19 protein-coding genes are annotated in these 21,650 nt (G+C 45.4%); 12 read left to right on the forward strand and 7 right to left on the reverse strand.

The window, feature by feature from the left end; genetic code table 11:
- A partial coding sequence (locus T497_RS18445) for a hypothetical protein (RefSeq protein ID WP_037324273.1) occupies positions 1-212 on the forward strand: 212 nt, incomplete at its 5' end.
- Positions 213-241: 29 nt separating this feature from the next.
- Positions 242-1,138: a sensor histidine kinase gene (locus T497_RS0101775; protein ID WP_028514135.1), complete on the forward strand. Its 897-nt coding sequence runs from the start codon at positions 242-244 to the stop codon at positions 1,136-1,138.
- A gap of 95 nt (positions 1,139-1,233) precedes the next feature.
- Here the strand turns inward: T497_RS0101775 and T497_RS15520 are convergent, their stop codons facing one another.
- The 3 genes from T497_RS15520 to T497_RS0101790 are packed head-to-tail and all read right to left on the reverse strand — an operon-like array spanning position 1,234 to position 4,358.
- The gene (locus tag T497_RS15520; protein WP_242839955.1) at positions 1,234-1,920 is read right to left on the reverse strand and encodes an ABC transporter transmembrane domain-containing protein; all 687 of its coding nucleotides are present in this window, start codon (positions 1,918-1,920) and stop codon (positions 1,234-1,236) included.
- A complete protein-coding gene (locus T497_RS0101785; RefSeq protein ID WP_028514136.1) occupies positions 1,920-3,683 on the reverse strand; it encodes an ABC transporter ATP-binding protein in 1,764 nt (587 codons plus the stop codon). The genes T497_RS15520 and T497_RS0101785 overlap by 1 nt, the downstream gene beginning before the upstream one ends.
- A 57-nt stretch (positions 3,684-3,740) precedes the next feature.
- Positions 3,741-4,358 (reverse strand): TetR/AcrR family transcriptional regulator, encoded by a 618-nt coding sequence (locus T497_RS0101790; RefSeq protein WP_028514137.1) that lies wholly within the window; start codon positions 4,356-4,358, stop codon positions 3,741-3,743.
- Positions 4,359-5,216: 858 nt separating this feature from the next.
- Between T497_RS0101790 and T497_RS0101795 the strand changes: the two genes are divergently transcribed.
- The 3 genes from T497_RS0101795 (at position 5,217) to T497_RS0101805 (ending at position 8,260) form a co-directional block, all read left to right on the forward strand.
- Positions 5,217-6,023, forward strand: coding sequence for a hypothetical protein (locus T497_RS0101795; protein ID WP_028514138.1), 807 nt, complete (start codon positions 5,217-5,219; stop codon positions 6,021-6,023).
- A 318-nt stretch (positions 6,024-6,341) separates the two neighbouring features.
- Positions 6,342-6,947 (forward strand): ClpP family protease, encoded by a 606-nt coding sequence (locus tag T497_RS0101800; RefSeq protein WP_028514139.1) that lies wholly within the window; start codon positions 6,342-6,344, stop codon positions 6,945-6,947.
- Between the two features lie 14 nt (positions 6,948-6,961).
- Positions 6,962-8,260, forward strand: coding sequence for a VirD4-like conjugal transfer protein, CD1115 family (locus T497_RS0101805; RefSeq protein WP_028514140.1), 1,299 nt, complete (start codon positions 6,962-6,964; stop codon positions 8,258-8,260).
- Positions 8,261-8,724: 464 nt separating this feature from the next.
- On the opposite strand, the gene T497_RS15525 is transcribed toward T497_RS0101805, so the two are convergent.
- The 4 genes from T497_RS15525 to T497_RS18205 all read right to left on the reverse strand — a co-directional run bounded on the left by T497_RS15525 (position 8,725) and on the right by T497_RS18205 (position 13,959).
- Positions 8,725-10,380: an FAD-dependent oxidoreductase gene (locus T497_RS15525; protein WP_051530455.1), complete on the reverse strand. Its 1,656-nt coding sequence runs from the start codon at positions 10,378-10,380 to the stop codon at positions 8,725-8,727.
- A gap of 460 nt (positions 10,381-10,840) precedes the next feature.
- A complete protein-coding gene (locus T497_RS0101815) occupies positions 10,841-11,020 on the reverse strand; it encodes a hypothetical protein (RefSeq protein ID WP_028514141.1) in 180 nt (59 codons plus the stop codon).
- Positions 11,021-11,262: 242 nt separating this feature from the next.
- Entirely contained in the window at positions 11,263-12,183 is a 921-nt protein-coding gene (locus tag T497_RS0101820) for a 5-methylcytosine restriction system specificity protein McrC (RefSeq protein WP_028514142.1), read from the reverse strand.
- A 15-nt stretch (positions 12,184-12,198) separates the two neighbouring features.
- A complete protein-coding gene (locus tag T497_RS18205) occupies positions 12,199-13,959 on the reverse strand; it encodes an McrB family protein (protein ID WP_051530457.1) in 1,761 nt (586 codons plus the stop codon).
- A gap of 195 nt (positions 13,960-14,154) precedes the next feature.
- Here T497_RS18205 and T497_RS0101830 point away from each other — a divergent pair, with 195 nt between their 5' ends.
- The 7 genes from T497_RS0101830 (at position 14,155) to T497_RS0101860 (ending at position 21,625) form a co-directional block, all read left to right on the forward strand.
- A complete protein-coding gene (locus T497_RS0101830; protein WP_028514143.1) occupies positions 14,155-14,589 on the forward strand; it encodes a hypothetical protein in 435 nt (144 codons plus the stop codon).
- A 214-nt stretch (positions 14,590-14,803) separates the two neighbouring features.
- Positions 14,804-15,403, forward strand: coding sequence for a helix-turn-helix domain-containing protein (locus T497_RS0101835; protein ID WP_028514144.1), 600 nt, complete (start codon positions 14,804-14,806; stop codon positions 15,401-15,403).
- A 440-nt stretch (positions 15,404-15,843) separates the two neighbouring features.
- Positions 15,844-16,926 carry a GntR family transcriptional regulator gene (locus T497_RS0101840; protein WP_028514145.1) on the forward strand — a complete coding sequence of 361 codons (1,083 nt, stop codon included), beginning with the start codon at positions 15,844-15,846 and terminating at the stop codon, positions 16,924-16,926.
- A gap of 34 nt (positions 16,927-16,960) precedes the next feature.
- Positions 16,961-17,653 carry a helix-turn-helix transcriptional regulator gene (locus T497_RS0101845; protein ID WP_037324276.1) on the forward strand — a complete coding sequence of 231 codons (693 nt, stop codon included), beginning with the start codon at positions 16,961-16,963 and terminating at the stop codon, positions 17,651-17,653.
- Positions 17,654-17,815: 162 nt separating this feature from the next.
- Positions 17,816-18,859, forward strand: coding sequence for an ABC transporter substrate-binding protein (locus tag T497_RS0101850; RefSeq protein ID WP_028514147.1), 1,044 nt, complete (start codon positions 17,816-17,818; stop codon positions 18,857-18,859).
- A gap of 157 nt (positions 18,860-19,016) precedes the next feature.
- Positions 19,017-20,531: a sugar ABC transporter ATP-binding protein gene (locus T497_RS0101855; protein WP_028514148.1), complete on the forward strand. Its 1,515-nt coding sequence runs from the start codon at positions 19,017-19,019 to the stop codon at positions 20,529-20,531.
- The gene (locus T497_RS0101860) at positions 20,528-21,625 is read left to right on the forward strand and encodes an ABC transporter permease (RefSeq protein WP_028514149.1); all 1,098 of its coding nucleotides are present in this window, start codon (positions 20,528-20,530) and stop codon (positions 21,623-21,625) included. The genes T497_RS0101855 and T497_RS0101860 overlap by 4 nt, the downstream gene beginning before the upstream one ends.
- Positions 21,626-21,650 lie beyond the last annotated feature (25 nt).

A 21,650-nucleotide genomic window follows, 5' to 3' on the forward strand; every position in this document is an offset into this window, starting at 1 on the left:
AAGTCTTCGACATGACAGGCGGTATCATCTCGGTATTCAAATGGTTCCCGTCAACGGAATGCACCCTTGTGGCAAACGGTATGCTCGACAGCGACCTGATAATAAAGGCGCTCATCGGCTTTGTCATCGAAGCGGCGCTGATGTACTGGCTCGCCTATACATCATATAAGAAAAAGTGGTACGTAAGGACTACCATCGGCGGTCACGTATAATAATATGAACTAAAAAGGAGGTACACGCTATGAAAATTCTGCTCGGAACAATCTGTGTGTGCCTTCTTGTCATTTTGTGTGTCCTGTTATGGAAATATATCTCGCTGAAACGCAATATCCGTCACTTTTCACAGGAACTTGACAAGCTGAAAAGCACCGATTACAGACAGCCTATGAAAGTAACTGATTTTGATAAGGATTTAGTTGAACTTGCAGTCAAGGTCAACGAGCATACCGACATACAGCGGCAGCTCGGCGTGGAATATGAGCAGCGTAAACAGCAGCTCGGTACGGTCATTTCGGGCATCTCCCACGATTTTCGTACACCGCTGACGGCTTCACTCGGCTATCTTCAAATGATAGAGAAAAGCGGAGAATTATCTGACAAAAGTGTAGAATACCTTGCTGTCGCTATGCAGAAAAACAAATACCTGAAAGAGCTTTCAGACGAGTTTTTTGAGGTCACTAAGACCGAAAACAGTAATGAAAATCTCAGCCTTGAAGACATCAATCTCAGCAATGTTCTCACAGAAGCATTGCTTGAACAGCATGGCTGGATATCCGAAAGGAACATCACCGCGAACTTTGATGTTCCCGATGGTATCATAGTGCAGGCTGACGTGCACTGCCTGACAAGGATACTCAGCAATCTCATGTCCAATGCGCAAAAGTACACCGCGGACAGCTTCGGAGTTTCGCTGAAGCGCGATGATAAACGAATTACATTATCCGTATCCAACACTCTTGCAGACAGCTCAAATGTAGATGTCAGCAGAGTTTTCGAGCCATTCTACCGCATGGATTCAAGAACGGCAGGCGGCTCGGGACTTGGTCTGTACGTGATAAAGCTTCTGTGTAGCAGAATGAATTGGAATGTTATTGCAAAACTTGACAGCGGCATATTCACTGTTGAGATATGCTTTTAAATAATAATTATGGGTACAAAATGCCCGATATCAGATGTATTGACTGATTGGCTTCTCCGCACGGTTTCTCAATACCTTTTGGGCTGAATCTCGCATTATACACATAAAAATAGTCGCAGGATCTTTTGTGCTCCTGTGACTATTTTTTGTTTTCTGCTTATGCCCTGAATGAACTCGATAACAGCGGCTACAACGTCTCTGTTGGCTTTCTGCTGTATAGGAGCGCCCCTGCGAGTCTTTTTCTGCATAGCCGCATTGACGAGCGCATAAACAGCAATGCCTGTTGTGAGGAGAAGTCCTATGCGCCAGTCAAAGATGAAAACGAAAGCTGTGATGACAAAAGTAGTAAGTATGCCCTGTGTAGTGAGCATTACAACTCTTGTTGCAACGTCCGCCAGATTTTCCATTGTGTTGGTCGTAACGCTGGTGATATGTCCGAGACTGTTGTCGTTGAAATAGCCCATAGGCAGATAGCGCAGGTGCTCCGCGATTTCGATTCGCTTGTGGGAGCAGGAATTGTAGCCTGCTTCTGTCTGGAGCATGGTAGTTTTCAGATTGATAAGAAGCTGTCCCAGCACCGAAGCCGCAAGTATGGCAATGGCTGTCCATATATGCTTATCTGACATATTATCATCGAGTATGCCCATGATAACAACGCCTATCGCCGAAATTCGCAGAGCCGCGAATATCGCCCTTACAACGCCGAGACCTATTGCAGTGTACAGCTTTTTCCTGTCCTCAACGTTGCAGAAATCAAAGAATTTTTTGAGTGTAGTAAACATTATGCTCCCTCCCTTACTGCCATGTGAGCGTTCCACATCTGCGTGTACAGCGGCGATTTATTCAGAAGCTCCTGCTGTGTTCCAACAGCTTCCACCTTGCCGTCGTTTATCAGTATTATCTGGTCGGCAGAAGCGATAGTTGACAGTCTGTGCGCGATAACGAGCAGAGTTTTTCCCTGTACCAGCTTCGCAACAGAGGACTGCACAAGAGCCTCGTTCTCGGGATCAGTGTAAGCAGTTGCCTCGTCAAGGATAACGACGGGAGCGTTTTTCAGCATGGCTCTTGCAATAGAGATACGCTGCCTTTCGCCGCCCGAAAGATGTCCGCCTGCACCGCCGACAACTGTATTATAACCGTGTTCGAGCTGTATGATGAAGTCGTGACAGCCGCAGGCTTTTGCCGCGTTGATAACGTCATCATCGCTTGCATTCGGACTGCCCATACGGATATTGTCCATTATGGTCTCATCAAAGAGGTAGTTATCCTGCGAAACATAGGCGATATTGCGGTTGTACTCGGTAAGGGGTATCTTGCGGATATCAACTCCGCCGAAGGTGATACTGCCGCTGTCAACGTCCCAGAATGAAGCAATAAGCTTTGCAATAGTGGACTTACCCGAGCCCGAAGGACCAACAAGTGCATTGACCGTTCCCTGTCTGATGTTCAGATCAATACCGTGGAGTATCTCCTCATCCTTATAGCCGAAATGAACATCTTTGAGAACGATATCCGTACCGCTTGGCTTTTCTGTCATAGTATCGGGACGGATAAGCTCCTCACGCTCAAGAATTTCCGTAGCTTCACCGATAACAGTTCCCATTTTTGCAATGCCGTCCCAGTAAGAGGCGATAGTCATAAACGGCGATACCAAGCCGAGAGAAAGGATAATCAGCATTAGCAGGTCGGAGCCGGAAATGCTGCCTTTCATATAGAACATAGCGCCGAATGGCAGCAGTCCCAGCAGAAAATAGGGCATTATCAGCAGGGAGATATTCTGCCACAGATTACATCTTCTCATCCAGTCGATGAAGCAGTCAGCGCCTTCCTTTGCGGCAATGACGAATTTTTCATAGGAAGTTTTGGATTTGCCGAAAGCCTTGATGACTTCGATACCGTTGATGTACTCGACAGCGGTATCATTCAGGCGTTTTGTCTTGGTAACGCAGTTGTTGTAGCTCTCCTGACCGCCTACCATCATCAGCATGAAGAATGCCGCTCCAACGGGTACGCATACCAGAGAAATGAGCGTCAGCTTCCAGTTTATGGTCATCATATATATTATGAGCGCCACAGGCACAAAAGCATTGGACAGCACCTCGGGAATGATGTGGGCAAGGGTAGTTTCAATGGAGTCCACGCGCTCGCAGATGATGTTCTTGTATGTACCGCTGGACTGGGAAAGCACCGAGCCGAGGGGCAGCTTTGACAGCTTTTCGGTGAGCTGACGGCGTATATTTGCGAGGACTTCAAAGGTCGCCGCATGAGAAAGGGTTGTGGATATCGCATGACATATGCGGCAGATAAGCCAGAACACAGCCATTTTCACAATGCTTGCGGTCAGCAGGCTCATATCCTTTTCCAGAGCACCGCTGTGCATTTTCAGAAGCTTATCCACGATGTCCGCCATATACACATATGGCATGATACCGCAGACGACCTTTATCATCGCAAGCAGGACGCTTAGTATATAATTCGGTCTCTTTTGCCCTGCAAATTCAGCCACCCAACTGAGAGTGGAGCGTTTCCGCTGTTGTTTTTCCATAAATTATCCTCCTAAAATATTAGTATAAACTAACAGTATGCTAAAAAATATTCGGCGTTATATGCCGAGTATTTTTTTCCAGCCTGCCGAAAAAAAAGCGTCGAGAGTCTCAGCGTAATGCATTGCTTCTTCACGGCTGAAACCGTGTATCACCGCCTCGAACAGTGCCGAGACATTAGCTGTCACCAGCATATGGAACTCCTGCTTTGAAAGCTCGTTGACGGTCATATCGTACTGCTTCATGCGCTCGAAGTAGTCAAGGGTAGAGCGTTCCTCCAGCAGCGCCATATCGTGAACAAAGCTCTCAAATCTTGTTCCCTGAGAACGGCAGACCAGCAGTCTGAAAATATCAAAATGGTCGTAAATAAAGCTCATCAGCCATTTTGTCTCGCTTTCGCTCTCGTTCCAGAGCTGCTGAACATCGCCGCATTTCATGACCTCATAGCCCTGTTCGCAGAACTCCTGATACTTTGCCATAAGCTTGTTTATCGTTGGTTCTACAAGCGCCGCAAACATCTCCTCTTTGTTTGGAAAATGCCTGTAAAGCGCTCCCACAGTCAGCCCGACTTCTGAAGCAATCCTGCGCATAGATGCATTTTCAAAGCCGTACTCCATAAATTCACTGACTGCCGCCGCTATGATTTTTTCATGTGCTTCGGTTTTGTTTCTCGGCATTTTGCACCTCCTTTTAGTGAACGATGTTCACTTACAATTAGCATTATATAACATGATTTTCCATTTGTCAATAGCTTTTTCAAAAAATCATGTGCGCATTAAAACAACTATATAAGGCATTGCAATTTTGATGTCAGCATTAATGTTAATATATATGACAAGTAGAAGGCGATTTTTGGCTTGTGCCGTGACTGACAACTCTAATGTTAAATCAATTATAATATAGAGCTTGATAACTTATGAGAAAAATATTATCAATGATATCATTTTTGCCGATACAGTGGATATCTTTGCATTTCCCGTGAAGTTGTGATGCATAGCATCATTGTTGAATGACTTGTTATGTAATTCATGATTTGTTCACAAACTGTTTTTCATATAATTATACAAAAGATAAGTCATTGTGCATTCCGTTAAAAAATAGGTTTTTTTGTTTATGTAAAACACCAAATTTTTATAAAGTTTATTGCGTTTTTTAATCATTTTTGATATAGTTAATACTGTAAGAAAAACTTCATAAAGATCATGGTGTTAGGAACCGAAAAATATTTCCAATGTATCAAGCAATTCCGACATAAGCACTGATCGGAACGAGGAAAGGTCGATACTGCTGATCTGAAGGAGTAAGATCGAGACCGTGAAAAATATGTGTTTTTTTCTGTAAAAGACAAACTATAGTCAGCCTATATTATTAAGATAAAATACCGACATCTGATTACTGCCTGAACATATATATAACGGAGAAAAAACAAAAAAAGACAACATGAAAAAAGTGTGATGCATAGCCCGAATTATTCCGCGTTCGTTATGGAAGGTTCGGAAGTATTGTATTGCATAAGCAGAGGGAGGTGCCGTGATATGATAGATGATTACGGTATGAACAATTCAAATCAACAGAATAAAAACGGTGTTCATAGGATCTGTTATTATGATCAGGAAACAGGCGAGTATTATGTAATTTCAGGAGCAGAAAAGGCAGCTCTTGAAATGAAAGCGGCAGAATTTGAACGGGCACATGATATGTCCCGCTGGACACGTCTGCCCAACATCTGGCACGGTCTGGATCTGCCAAGTGTTCGTGGACATATTGAACCATGCCCTGACGAGGACGAGGTGCTGTTATGCTGCAACTATCCGTTCCCTGATGATTCTATCAGACATTTCAAGGGAAGATCGGTGAGCGAAGTCCGTTTTAAGATCATCAAGGAGCTTTATAAGTATTATTCCGCACAGCCGCGTTCTATGCTTTATAACTCTTTGCTGGAACTTGGTGCGAATGATCTGGAAAAGTTCTGCATAAGCGAAGAAGAGCCGCAGTTCCCGTTGAATAAGTATACCGTTACCAATTACATGAACAGGTATATCGACGAACTGAAGGTCGTAACGGAAGAAAAGCTTGCCCGATTATCGGATTGCTCCAAATCGACGATATGCCGCATCAAGGTTGGTGAGACAACTACGTATAAAAGAAACCGTATGCTGATAATCAGCTTTGGTCTTGAACTTCCAAGGGCTGATCTGTACCAGTTTATACGTGCTGTGGCTGCTGATTTCCCGAGCACTCCTATTGAACGCAAGATCAAGGAACAAATAGACATTGGTAATATCAATTACAAAAGATTCATCAACTGGATAAAATACTCTGATCACGATAAGTGTATCTGATAAAAAACCGCTGCTTTTTAGCAGCGGTTTTTTGTTCCATATAGTTGCAGATTATGGAATCAAATGTATAAATGGGTATGGTATAATAAAAATACAGAAAAAACGGTCTTAATACTTACAGGTTCAGTGTTTAGTAAAAGCGGAGTGAGTAAAGCAATGAATAAGTCGGTATTATTCATTCTGTTTTTATCAGCAGAGGAGGGCGATATAACGAACTAAAGCTATTGATTTCTCTTAACAGGTGCAGGGATCATCTCCGACCTTGTTACAAAAATCCATTCGCAAAAACAAACGGATAAGAAAGGAAAAGGTATCACTATGGCAGATACATACAATTCAAACAATATGCTTCCCAAAAGTGTAATAGTCGAAGAATGCAGAGGAAGCAGAGACACAGATATTATAACACAGCAATTCAAAAATGGAAGGCTGTTTCTTGTAGGACCGATAGACCACAGAATGGCTGTTGATTTCATATCGGCAATGCTTGTGCTCGCGGAAGAAAAGAAAGATGCAGAAATTATCATCGACAGCCCCGGCGGAGAGGTTTCTGCCGGACTAATGATATACGATGTCCTGAGGTCCTATAAATACAAGATAACTATGTACTGTACAGGGCTTGCTGCAAGCATGGCGGCGTTCATTCTTGCGGCAGGACAAAAGGGCAGGCGTTTTATTCTTCCGCATTCGCAGGTAATGATACATGAACCTCTTATAAGCAGCGGCTTTGGCGGTTCTGCTACATCTATCGAAAAAACAGCTCAAGGTATTCTTGAAACGAAGGCTGTGCTCAATAAAATTCTGGCTGAGCATACAGGCAGAAGCGTTAACGAGATAAACAAGGCAACTCTTGAAGACAACTTCATGACATCGGAAGAAGCTGTCAAATTCGGGATTTGCGACGAAATAAGAAGTATATTCTGATGGAGGCATGAGAAATGGCGAACAATTCAAATAAAAATAAGCTATTTGCAGCACATTGTCATGGATATGGCATTCTTCCAAATGGTGAACTGTTTGATATGAACAGCATAAAAACCAGACGGAACAACAACATATCCATATTCGGAGCTTCGGGTGCAGGCAAGACGCGAAGCTTCGTTATCCCGAATATCCTGTCTGCCGTAAACAGCTATATCGTTTCCGATCCTAAGGGCAATCTGTATACCAGATATGCAGACCTCATGAGAAAAAACGGATATAAGGTAATACATATAGACCTTATCCGCCCCGAATGCTCGGACAGATATAATCCGCTGTGCTATGTACATAATTCAGATGATGCCTGCAAACTGGCAACACAAATAGTTAACCTCGGATACGGCGGGGTTATGAATTCAAAGGATCCTTTCTGGGACAGAGCAGCGGAACTGCTGCTGAAATCTCTCATAGGGCTTGTAATGGAAAATTGCTATGAGGTTTTGAGCTCCATTAACAGTATTTCCGAACTGCTTACAAAAATCGATTTTGAAGATGAGGATACTTTCGCCCTTAATAATTCAGAACTCAACAAGATATTTGTGCGCCATGCAGCAAGGTATCAAAGAATGTTCGAGAATAGTTGGGCGTATGACCAGTATCTTAAGTTCAAGGCAACACCTCCGCGTACTCTGGCTTGTATAATTATAACTATACAGGCAATGCTCGGACCTTTTGCTTCAAAGGGACTCAAATCAATGACTTCCGGTTTTAATACCATTGATTTCAAAACTATTGGACAGGAAAAAACGATAGTATTTCTTGGTATCAGCGATACCGATCGTTCAAAGGATCTTCTTGCAAATATTTTCTACAGTCAGGCAATGAATGAGCTTTGTAATTATGCAGATTATGAGTGTAAAGACAGCCGCCTGCCTGTACCCGTCAGGTTTATACTTGACGATTTTGGCACTAACTGCCGTATCCACGGCTTCGAGAACATGATATCAAATATCCGTTCAAGGGATATATCGGCAACGCTCATATTGCAGTCCGAAGCGCAGCTGAAACAGGGCTACGGCGAAAGCTCCCATACTATTATTGACAATTGCGATACCATAGTCTATATGGGCGGAAATGACGTCGAAACAGCCAGAATGATTTCCGAAAGATGCAACCAGCCGCTGCAAAAGATACTGAATATGCCTATTGGGACCAACTGGATATTCAGGCGCGGCGAACAGCCGAAGCATTCGGAAACAGTCGATCTCTCCGCGTACCGCATTATGGAAAAAGGCTACAGGGAAAAGACAGGATAAAAATGTCTGTACGGTAATGAGCTCTGTATTGCAGCGCATATATACAAAAACAGCCACACGGTTTAACCGCAACACTTGTATAGAAGCTTATAGTTAATTATGGGGGAAACCTTTCTGAGGAAAGGTTCCTCTGACGGAGGCGCGCCCCTCTGTCCTGCGGACATCTCCCCGCACTGCGGGGAGTCACCCCCATACCCCTTTCCAAAGACTTTTATCTGGTTTTTTCTCAGATAGGGCGCTTCATAAAATAAAAAAGTCCTGCAAAATGCAGGAGCGCCCTATCTGAGAAAAAACAAAACGAAAGTTTTAGGGAGAGAGTTTGAGAGAAGCCCCTTTTTCAAAAGGGGTTCTCTCAATAATAATTATAAAACTTCTATATGAGTATCATGGTTATGGACTGCGCGGCTGTTTTTTGTGTTTATTATATCAAATGAAGCGCTTCTGTTCGGTTTCCGCAATTCTTATCAGCGCAGCATACCCAAAGCGTGCTTGGCGGCTATCATGCCGAATGTATAGCAGCGTCCGAGGGAAAGACCTGTCTGGTGGAATGGATAATCGGCTCCGCCGTAGAAGGGACCGCCCAGATTTCCTGCACAGTAAAGTCCCTCGATAGGCTTGCCGTCGGAGTCAAGAGCCTGAGCGTTCTCGTTGGTGATGACTCCCGAGACCTCAGCAGATACGCGGATATGCTTTCTTGCGCCCCAGAAAGGAGCCTTTTCTATCTTGTGCATATACTTCGCAGGCTTGCCGAAGTCCGTATCCACGCCCTTTTCGCAGAGCTCATTGTAGCGGTCAATGGAAGCTTTCATCTTGTCGTAGGGGATACCCAGTTCCTTTGCCAGTTCCTCAAGAGTATCGCACCTGTGGAGGTCGATGAGGTTCTTGAAAACGCCCTGTGGCTCCTCTACAGCTCCGGGAATGAACTTCTCCATAACAAAGGGCGGAACACAGCCGTCCACAAAGCTGTCCTTATCCCAGTTCACGTAATCGCTGTCGTATATCGTGCAGTACCAGCCCTTTGAGCCGTCCTTGTGGTCGGCGTCCAGCATAGAGCCCTTGAATTTCGGCTGATATTTCAGCAGGTTGCCCATGTACACAAAGCCCGTGTACTCGTTGGTGAAGCGCTCTCCGTTCATATTCAGATAGAGGAAGGGCTCCTCGAACATGAGAGCGGAATCGAAATCATGCATCATCTTTGTGTGGCCGAGGTTTTCCATTTTCGCACCTGCGCTTATGGCAAGGATATGACCGTCGCCTGTCTTGCCGAACTGCTTTTTGTCAAATTCCGCGATGTCGGGACACCAGCGCTTTACCATAGCGGCGTTGTTGGTGTAGTCTCCCGTAGCGAGAATGACCGCCTTTGAAGCGTTGAACTGTATATACTTGCCGTCCTTGTCCTTGGCGATAACGCCTGTTACACGCTTGTCGTTCATGATAAGCTTTACCGCAGGAGTTGAGAAATATGCGTGGAGATCACTGTGCTTTTCCATGATGTTATTGAGGGCGTTGTGGAGAGCATTTCCCACGTTGAGAGGCTTCGGACCTATCCACGGAGCCCAGAAATAGCAGTGGTCGTCGCCGTAATCGTAGCTGTTCATGCGGTCCTTCCATACGCCTGTGAAGTCGCCGCTGGTGCTTCTGAAAGCGCAGAGCTTGTCCCCGTCGTTGAGGAGCTTTGCGCTCTCGGCGTTGTTGTCAACCCTGCTGCCGTCGCCGTACTCAGTCTCCTTTGTGAGACCTGCACGGTTGAGGAACCACATCATAGCCTCTTCGGAATACTCGGCGTATGCGCGGAGCTGTTTTGTATCGGCTCTCCAGTCGCATAGACTGTTGGTGTGGTGTATCCACTTGGCAATGCCTGCTTCGGTGGAGCGTGACTTTATTATGGCAGAGCCGCAGTTGCCCTGAGAAATTACAGTTGATTCCTTTTGCAGCAGGGCAGTCTTTGCTCCAAGCTCAGCCGCCCAGCCTGCCGCAGGGACTCCCGAAGCTCCTGCGCCTACGACTACTATATCATAATCCTCTGTACGGTCGGGAACTATATTCCCAAGCTCGCAGACGGAATCGCCGACTTCTGCCGCTGTTATTCCGTCGGGTACTGCGTTTATTGTTTTATCCATGATGTATCATTCCTTCCGTTAAAAATAACTGTCTGTTTCAATTATAGCACTTCTGCAAGAAAAGTCAATTCATTTATGCAAAAAACAAAAGGCTGGAAGTATTAACCGTAGTACGTATAAAGAAGTTTTATGCTTATTATTGAGAGAACCCCTTTTGAAAAAGGGGCTTCTCTTACGGAGGACGTCCCCTCTGTCACTGCGTGACATCTCCCCGCACTGCGGGGAGTCACTCTCAAACTCTCTCCCTAAAACTTTCGTTTTGTTTTTTCTCAGATAGAGCGCTTTATAAAATAAAAAAGTCCTGCAAAATGCAGGAGCGCCCTATCTGAGAAAAAACCAGATAAAAGTCTTTGGAAAGGGGGATGGGGGAGAACCTTTCCTCAGAAAGGTTTCCCCCATAATTAACTATAAGCTTCTATATGAGTATTACGGTTATAGTTCCAGCCTTTTTATATCAATACTATTTATTATCATCATCTTCCGTCCACGGAGATGTATAGTGAAACTTGCCTGAATTCATATCAAGGGCAACATAATCATCTAATCGGCGCATTAAGTTGCCTTTGGAGTCAACGCCCATTTTACCGTCGAACGTTGTTATAAAATCATTGTCATTATAATCAAAAACAGCTGCACACATAACGGATCCTCCTTCTTATAGGCTTGAAATAGCCATGTTCGGGGAGTTTGTACACTAATATCGGGATATGTTATCCAATGAACATCTGAATCACCTCATCTAAGCTGAAAAGCCTTGTTTACTATGTATTTATTATATCATATTTCAACAGATTTGTCAACATATAGTTGAAAATATACAAAAGAAATGTTGAAATGTTCACGCAGCAAAAAAGCCGCAGTATATCTGCGGCTTTGAATGTTTTATTTTCTTCTCCTTGTTGTTTTAGTTTTCTTTTTCTGGGGAGCAGGCTTCGGAGCTGTTTTTTCAGCGGCTTCGGGTGCTTCTGCTGACTTTTGCTCGGACACCGCCGCTTCTGCCTCCTCCATTTGGTAAAGCTGAGCGCAGAGCACATATTTTCCCGAAAAGGCAGTACCCTCTTTTTTATCAAAGAGCATTCTGCAAATATCGAGTACCGTGTTGTACTTCTTGGTATTTCTGGTATTGATGCATTTGCTGAACTCCGCGGCTATATTGAGGGGAGTACGGGCTTCTTCGAGATAGGAAAGCGACTCCTTGAGAATATGGGAGCTGTTTGGGTTTGCGGTGAGCTTTATGAGCTTTGCCGCCGCCGCTTTTATAATGCGGTTTTCGGCGCGGTCGGGAGTAAACACTTCATGCCGCACGAAAACGCGCTCGCGGTGAACGAGATTTCTGCGTATATTCTCGGAAAACAGGATAGTGCCCTGAACAGAGTTCAGATTTTCCTCGCGGCTGGCATAGGCGGAGAGAACGCCGCTTTTGATTATCTTCATTGTCTCTCCTGCAAACACGGAAACGAAGTACTCAAAAAAGTTCATATCGGGATCGAAGCTCATGGGACGGAATTCGTATCCGCACCTGTCGCAGAACTCCTCGCAGAGTGCTTTTCTTGCGCTTTCAGTGCCGCCCTCGGAATGGGGGAGTATCTCGATTAGAGTCCCGTCGGCAAGGCAGATAAAGCCGCAGTAGGAGCCTGCTGTGATATATTTATTTCCGTTTTTTTCAGCCGCAGAGACAGCTTTTCTGCTGTCAGCCCTGCAGACCTCCGCAAACTCGCCGAGCATCATGCCCAGCTCGCCGTTTTTTGCTGAAATGTCCGCTATCTTTTCGTTGGCTGATACGCAAATATGTCTGGTATACATTATGTTCTCCGTTCATCATGAAATATCCTTGTATATCCTTATGAAGTGCTCCTTGCTCCAGTTTTCGGGCTTGCCGAGGCGGTAAAGTTTCTGTCCCGAATCGAATTTCTTGATGTATTTCGGAGTAATGCATTCGATGAAGGTATTGTCATCGTTGAGCACCAGCTTTATTCTTTCATAGTCATCGAAGAAGTACTCCTGAAGCAGGGGGATTATCTTTGTAGCAAAGACCTCTTTCAGCTCGTCGAGAGTCTTTATACAGCCGTCGGCGTTCATGAAATAAGCATGACCGATAGCGTGTTCACGGTCGTAGTAATACTCGATACGCTCATTCAGCGCAGTGAGAAGCTCGCACAGGTCAACACCGCCGCATTCGCCCAGCAGTGAGGGCATAGGCATCATCTCAACGAAGTCAAAACGTCTTCTCAGAGCGGTGTCCAGCATAGCGATAGAACGGTCGGCAGTATTCATAGTGCCCAGTATATACACATTTGACGGCACGAAGAAATCTGACTGCGAATAGGGCAGGATTACCGAGCTTCCGCGCTTTGTGTTCTCGATAAGGGTGATGAGCTCACCGAATATCCTTGAGATATTGCCTCGGTTTATCTCGTCTATGATAGAAACGAACTTCATATGAGGGCTCTTTGAAGCCTTTTCGCAGAGAGACTTGAAAACGCCGTTGAACGGTCTGTAGATAACTGTGGTATCCTCATGCGCAACAGAGGTATCGTTGCCGTATCTGTCAACTACAACAGGGCGGATACCTTCAACAAATTCCTCATAGCTGTAAGCCTGATGGAAAGTAGTGAACTTTATCTGACCTGAACTGGCATACTTTTCGTATCTTTCCTTTATAGCGGAATAAGGCTCGTCGTCGTTCTTTTTGCCCTCTATGAGCTGTACTGCGTACTTGACAACATTATATGTCTTACCTGTGCCCGGAGGTCCGTACAGTATCTGATTCAGCGAAACTTCGGACTTTGAATGCTGACGGCGTGTAAGGTCAGTATCGGACTTGTTTTCAGTCTCGGTTTTGAACTCAGCCAGCAGCTTCCATGACATGACATCGAATATCCTCATATTCTTGAACTTGAAATGAGAATTGCGATAATCTATTATCTTTCGGCAGTTGAAGATATAATGGGAAATATCGTCAACATTCTTTATTCCTACACCTATCTCCCTGAAAACCATAGAATTGGTCAGGCTTTCGCCGAGTATCGGGAAAGTAGCAGGTTTAAGGCAGTGAAGTATCCTCGAAAAAGCGAAAACAGGCATTCCCGATTCCTTTATCAGGGGATTGAGCATTTTATGTGCAGTATCAAGAACCTTGCCGTCGTTTTCCAGTCCTGATATGTTTATGCACATCTTGAAAAAGAACTGTATCGCTTCGGGCTTTTCGGCAATAAGCGAGTTCTTGAACGTAACGGGTTTTGTAAGGAAGCTCATCTCGTTTTGGTCCACAAGGTGAGTGAACAGCATTCTTGCGCCCTTGTTCCATATTTTTTCGACAGTCTCATAAAGCATATGCTTGTCTATGTGGAGCAGGTGGCTGTTCTGGATATGCTGTTTCAGCTCGTTTTTATCGCCTGTCCAGAATCCCAGCGAGAGATAGTACAGCAGGTCGAGGTCCTTATAGTCTATGAGAGCGGTTTTTTTCAGCTTTGCGTAGCACTCTACGGCTTCGTACACCGAGCTGTAAGTTCCGTCAAATTCTGTAGGTTGTATCTCGTTTTTTTGCTTGAGTTCTTCAATAATTTTTGTTTTCTCCATATTTTATTACAACCTTTCCAATAATATCCTACTGTAATTGTACCATGGTGACAAACAAATGTCAACGGAATCAAAAATTTTTACACATTATTCACAAAACAATAAGCTTTTTGTAATATCACAGAAGTATTGAAATTTTATCCATGGCGGAGTATAATGTTATAAGTGAAAAAGCGCAGGAAAAGGAGTGCAAAAATGAATATATATCCGCTTATTGAAGAGCTTCTGAATAAAAAACCACACCTTATAGATATCTTCCCGAGGAGAGTTCCGCAGAAAGCTGATGACCGATATTTCGCCGCAGAGAAATACTTTCAGCAAAACAGGGCTGACCTTGACCGCAAGCTCACAAATATAATTTTAAAGCTTTACTGTTATTACGACATGACCGCAGTTACAGCGGATAATTCCGTGAAAGATCCTGATGTATCGGAGTTTGTCACGCTTCTGTACAGCTGTTTCAGCGGCGGTGTCGACTATGTGAACATACTTCTTCCCGAGCATGAGATACTGCTTACGCTCAACAGCGATGACCTGTATATGGCGGTTTACAATGCACAGGGCGAAGCCGCGGAGCTTATCTCACAGCTTGTCAGCGCCGAGGGACTTTTCTTCCGCGAAGCTGAATAATTATGCGTATAAAAGCCGAGAGTTTATGTGTTCGCTCTGCTCACAATATAATGCCGCCGCAGGCGGCTCCATAACTTTCAACTCTCAATTCTCAACTCTCAACTAAGGCGGTGAAATATCACCGCCTTGTTTTATCTACGGAGCGTAGATTGACTTTTTCCCGCTGTCACGCTACAATTAAAGCATAGAACAGACTACGGCAGAGGTGATTATCATGGATCAGATAAAAACAGGAGCCCTTATCAGACAGCTTCGACTGGATTCGGGAATGACGCAGAAGCAGCTTGCTGAGACACTATGCGTCAGCGACAAGGCGGTATCAAAATGGGAATGCGGCAACGGCTGTCCCGACGTATCCCTGCTTGCAGAGCTATCCGCTGTATTCGGTACGGACGTGCAGACTTTGCTGTCGGGCAGCATAAATAAAAATGAAAGCGAGAAAGGAAATATGAAAAAGCTGAAATTTTATGTGTGTAAGGAGTGCGGTAACATCATCACGGCAACCTCCGAGGCGGCTGTGACCTGCTGCGGAAACAAGCTCACTGCCCTTGAGCCTGTAAAAGCTGAGGGAGCTGATATGCTGAAAACCGAGGATTTAGGCGGCGAGTGGTTCATATCTTCGGACCATGAAATGAAAAAGGAGCACTATATCTCCTTTGTGGCGTATGTGACGGACAGCTCCGCCATGATGTTCAAGCAGTATCCCGAGTGGAATTTGCAGGTAACACTGCCCTTTTACCGTTCGGGAAGATTGATATGGTACTGCACACAGCACGGACTTTTCTATCAGGATATCAGGAGAACTAAGAACTAAGCTTGCAGGGGCTGGCGTCCTCGGCAGTACGTCGGTTCCGTCGAATTAATGGGACGCCGTTCCCTACATATGTAAAAGGCATAAAGACGCGCTCTTTATGCCTTTTTTACTTAATGAAATTGCCTGTTCGGTGCGGCTTCTTTTTGTGTATTTCAGAGAACATCGAAAAAACTTTTTTGAAATTCAACCTGTCCGTGTTGAAAAAAGCCGCGTTCCGAGGTATATATGAAAGGAGCTTTTTGTGCTCGTTTTTTCAAGTTGTATTGTTCCGCAGAAGAAGTTGTATTCTTATAGTTGTCGTGTTGCACAAAGAGGGAAAGACTGTTTTGTCTGTACATACAAAATTGTGAACAGATTTTGAAAGTTGTATTTACAAATCTGTACAATTGTGTTATTATGAAGAAAAATCCGATATTATCGGAATCCCTTCGGAGGAATCTATGGAAGACTATAAATATATGACGATAGTGGAGTGGTCCAAGAACTTCATAAGCTCTCATAAATTGAAGCCCAAGGACCGTTTCCTCACCGAAAAGGAGCTCTGCGAGATACACGGCGTCAGCCGACAGACCGTCAGACAGGCGCTTATGTGCCTCGAAAACGAGAACGTCATCAGCCGTGTAAGAGGCAGCGGAGCCTTTGTATCATCGGGCTATGCACAGGGCGACGCAGTCGGTCAGATAAGGAATATCGGCGTAATATCCACATATTTCACCGATTACATCTTTCCCCATATTGTAACGGGTATCGAAAGCGTCCTCAACGATTCGGGCTTTTCCATGCAGCTCGCCATTACTCATAATAAGGTAGCTGAGGAGCAGCAGGCTCTCCAGAGCATGATATCGGGCGGAGTTCAGGGACTTATCGTCGAGCCCTCAAAGAGCGCCCTGCCGAATCCAAATACAGCACTGTATGAGGAGCTAAGACGAAAGAATATCCCCGTGGTGTTCTTCAACGCCAAGTACCCGTGGTCGGACTATCCCTGCGTTGCAATGGACGACGAAGCCGCAGGCAGGATAGCTACTGATTATCTTTTTTCTCAGGGACACAGGCGTGTTGCGGGTATTTTCGCCCTTGACGATATACAGGGACATAAGCGCTACAGCGGCTTCACAAAGAGCTGTATCGCCCACGGACAGAGAAACGCAGAGGACAACGTTCTGTGGTTTGCAACCTCGGATAAAAGCTCTGTTTTCACATCGGGCAGCAACAGACTGCTGGAGCTTATCAGCGAATCTACAGCGTTTGTCTGCTACAATGACAACATAGCTATCAAGCTGCTCCAATTCTGCAAGGAGCGCGACATAAGCGTCCCCGACGACCTCTCAGTCGTGGGCATAGACGATTCAAAATACGCTTCCATATGCGATGTGCCGCTGACCTCAGTGGCTCACCCTCAGCGCAGACTTGGCGAAGCGGCTGCGGAAAAGCTCATAGATATGATAAACTCCTATCCTTCGGACAACGGAGACATCATATTTACTCCCGAGCTGAAGCTCCGCGACTCTGTAAAAGGCATTTGATACGTTTTTTTTGAGAACATAGTGGGGTATTGAAATGAATAAAGAGTCGAAGATAATGCAGGACGTCAAACGTCTTGACATCAAGAAAACAGAAGAGCTGTTACAGAGCGGAAGCCTCGAAAACTGCGGCGCTATGCTGGATTCTGTACTCGACGAGGTGGGGTTCACTGAGATACAGTCTCTTATGCTGAGGCTTTACGTCTGTATGGACATCTATGTGGCAGCCCACGCCTTTGCTCAGAAAATAGGCGTAAGCAGCGAGAAGTTCTTTGAGTGCTTCGGAACTGCCGACGAGATAGGCGCGGAGCTGATGACAACAGAGGACACACGGAAATTTCTCCACGACCTTGTACGCGGCTGTATCAAATGGCGCATAGAATCGGCAAAGGAAAGCGGCAGGAGCATAATCGCCAAGGCAAAGGACTATATCGACAAAAACTACATGAACGACGAGCTTTCGCTCCTTGTAGTTGCCGACGCTGTGGGGCTCAGTCCCTCTTACCTGAGCACACAGTTCAAAAAGGAGTACGGACAGAACCTGTTCGAGTATCTTGCAGTAGCGCGTATTTCCCACGCAAGGGAGCTTCTTTGCTGTACGTCCAAAATGGTCTATGAGGTCGCCTACGATGTAGGATTCAGGGATTATCGGTATTTCAGCCAGATCTTCAAGAAATATACAGGACAGACACCCAGACAATTCCAGAACAGCGCAAATATTTGTCCGTAAAATTGTATACTGTAATATACTGGAAATAATATTCAAAATATAATAAACATTTTGTGAAATAATTTCGGTAGCAATGTATGTACAAATTGATTATAATGTAAATACAAGTTAACGGCTCAGACGTTAATGGGATAAGTAAATTTGGATGGAGGAAATTTAATTATGAGAATCAAAAAGGTCTTAGCAATGGCAGCAAGCACAGTACTCTGCGGCGCAATGTTCGTTGGCTGCGGAGCTTCGGGCTCATCATCATCAAACAACGAAGCAAATAAGCCTGACGCAACTTCAAAGGCTGATACAGCTAACAACGACAACAGCTCATCGGGCTCACTTATCAAGGTAGGAATCATCAACAACGATCCTAACGAGTCGGGCTACCGTACAGCGAACGTAAACGACCTCAAGGCTACATTCACAAAGGAAAACGGCTTCGATGCTTCCTTTGCATACAGCCTTAAAAACGAAGAGCAGATCAACTACGCTCAGAAGTTCATTCAGGACGAGGTCGACTACCTTCTCCTCTCTGCTGCTGATACAGCAGGCTGGGATTCAGTTCTCAAGGACGCTAAGGACGCAGGCGTAAGAGTTATCCTCTTTGACCGTACTATCGACGCAGACGAGAGCCTTTACGATGCTTCTATCGTTTCCGATATGGACAAGGAAGGCGAGCAGGCTGTTGAGTGGCTCAAGAGTCAGGATCTCAAGGCTTATGATATTATCCACCTTCAGGGCGTAATGGGCACAGCAGCTCAGAAGGGACGTTCAGGAGCTCTCGACAAGACCGCAAAGGAGCTTGGCTGGAATATCGTTACACAGCAGACAGCTGAGTGGAATGCTGAAAAGGCACAGCAGATCGTTCAGTCAGCTATCGACGCTAACAAGAAGTTCAATGTTATCTATGCAGAGAACGACGATATGGCAAAGGGCGCAGTTGCTGCTCTCGACAGAGCAAACATCTCACACGGCGTTGACAAGGATGTAGTCGTTATAGGCTTCGACTGCAACAAGTGGGCGCTTGAAGAGCTCAAGAAGGGCAACTGGAACTACGACGGACAGTGCAATCCTTTCCAGTCAACTTACATCAAGGACATCATCGACAAGCTCGAAAAGGGTGAGACTCTCCCCGAGAAGAAGATCATCATGGACGAAAAGGGCTTTGACGCAAAGACGATCACTGACGCTGACGTTGAGCAGTACGGTATCTGATAGTTAGTATACAGGACACTAAACTATAAAGATTAAATAAGTGCGGTGACGCATTCGTGAATGATCTGTGTCACCGCATAAATTTTAAGAAAATATTGGGGTTTCCAACGGAAAACAGGGAGATTCCCTACATATAACTCACTTAGGAGGAAAAGCAATGCAGGAAAGATCATTGCTGGAAATGCGTGGGATATATAAATCCTTTCCCGGAGTTAAGGCGCTCAGGAATGTTGATTTTACGCTTTGTGAAGGAGAGATACACGCGCTCATGGGCGAAAACGGCGCGGGCAAATCTACTCTTATCAAGGTCCTCACAGGTGTGCATATCAAGGACGAGGGAAATATATACATAAAAGGACATTCAGGTCCCGTACAGATACATTCCCCTCAGGAGGCACAGAATTTAGGCATCAGTACGGTTTATCAGGAGATATCCCTTTGCCCCAACCTCTCAGTGGCAGAGAATATCTTCCTCGGCAGAGGCAAAAGTGCATTGGTCAACTGGCGTACCATGAACAAAAAGGCAGGAGAGCTCCTCGATTCTCTCGGTATAGCTGTAAAGCCCACACAGCAGCTTGCAAGCTGCTCTATCGCTGTACAGCAGATGGTAGCTATAGCAAGAGCCGTTGACATGGACTGCAGCGTGCTCATTCTCGATGAGCCCACCTCGTCTCTCGATGAATCAGAGGTAGCAAAGCTCTTTGACCTTATGCGCCAGCTAAAGTCAAGAGGCGTTGGTATAATCTTCGTTACCCACTTCCTCGATCAGGTATACGAGGTCTGCGATAAGATAACCGTTCTCCGTGACGGACAGCTTGTGGGAGAGTATGAGATCGAAAATCTCCCCAGAGTTCAGCTGGTATCGAAAATGCTCGGCAAGGAGCTTGACGATATGGCTGATATCAAGAACGATATCCCCGTATTCAACGACAAAAACAAAGAATACGTTTATGAAGCCTCACAGCTTTGCAGCTCTGAAGGCATCAAGCCCTTCAATTTCTATATCCGCAAGGGCGAGGTAAACGGTTTCACAGGACTTCTCGGCTCAGGACGAAGCGAGTGCGTAAGAGCTATCTTCGGCGCCGATAAGGTAACAGGCGGAATCGTAAGAGTAGAAGGCAAGGAAGTCAAGATAAACAAGCCGATGGACGCAATGAAGAACGGTATTGCTTATCTTCCTGAGGACAGAAAGCGCGACGGAATCGTCGGCGACCTTTCCGTAAAGGACAATATCATCCTTGCATTACAGGTAAAGAAGGGCTTTTTCAAGCCGTTCTCAAAGGCAGAGGCTAATAAGTTCGCAGAGGAGTACATCAAGCTCCTCGATATCAAGACAGCCTCTGTAAATACGCCCATAAAGTCACTTTCGGGCGGAAACCAGCAGAAGGTAATTCTTGGACGCTGGCTCCTTACTCACCCGAAATATCTCATTCTCGACGAGCCCACCCGCGGTATCGACGTAGGTACAAAGGTGGACATCCAGAAGCTGGTTCTCAAGCTTGCTTCCGAGGGTATGAGCATTACCTTCATATCATCGGAAACAGACGAGATGCTCCGTACCTGTTCAAGACTTCTTGTTATGCGTGACAGAAAGCTTGTAGGAGAGCTTAAGGGCGATGAGCTCACGCAGAATAACATCATGAACACTATAGCAGGAGGTGAGCGGGAATGAAAGTACAGACTCAGACTGCACAGAAAAGCTCGTTTCTTGCAAGCATAGTCAGAAGACAGATATTCATACCGATAGCTGCGCTGCTCATTCTTGCAATATTCAACTTTATCGTGGATCCGTCCTTCTTTAAGGTAACGCTGGGACACAACAGCGAGGGTGATCCTATCCTTTCGGGAAATATCATATCTATCATCGACTACGGCTCAGAGCTTGCTATCCTTGCTATCGGAATGACGCTGGTAACAGCGGCTTCACGAGGACAGGATATCAGCGTGGGAGCTGCCATAGCTATCAGCGGAAGCGTGGTCCTCAGAGTTCTCTGCGGAACAAACTCCCGCCCCGATACATTGCAGGCTCCTATAATAGTTGCATTCCTTATCAGCTGTCTCGTTGCAATGGCGTTCGGCGCCTTTAACGGAACCCTCGTTTCCGTATTCAAGATACAGCCAATGGTAGCAACTCTCATACTCTTCACAGCGGGACGTTCTATCGCCGCTTGGATAAACAACAATGAGCTGCCTGTTGTTAGTGACAGGACATTCACATATTTCGGGGGATATATACCAGGCATACCGATACCGACGCCGTTTTTCATTGCCATAGCCTGCTTCATTCTGACATGGCTGGCACTGAAGTTCACCAACCTCGGGTTGTATGTTCAGTCCGTCGGTATCAACGAAAAGACTTCGCGTCTGAATGGTCTTAATCCTGCGCTCATCAAGTTCGTTACATACGTTATACTTGGTCTGTGCGTAGCTATCGCAGGATTCATCAAGGTCAGCCGACTGTCCACCATCAACTACTCTGTAGTTGCAAAGGACATCGAAATGGACGCTATTTTAGCAGTCGCTCTCGGAGGAAACTCTCTCAGCGGCGGTAAATTCAACATATCTGCTTCCATTCTCGGAGCATATGTTATCCAGTTCCTTACCACAACGCTTTACAAGTTTCAGGTACAATCGGACGCTCTGCCTGCATACAAGGCTGTAGTAGTTATCGCTCTGGTAATACTGAGCGCACCGATAGTAAGAGAAAAACTTGCAGCTCTCTTCAAGAAACTGAGTTCTCCTGCAAAAGCAGAGAGTAAAAGCTGAAGACAAAAGCGTGGAATGGAGGAAT

This window comes from Ruminococcus flavefaciens MA2007, from assembly GCF_000621845.1.
Taxonomy (GTDB): Bacteria; Bacillota; Clostridia; order Oscillospirales; family Ruminococcaceae; genus Ruminococcus; species Ruminococcus flavefaciens_E.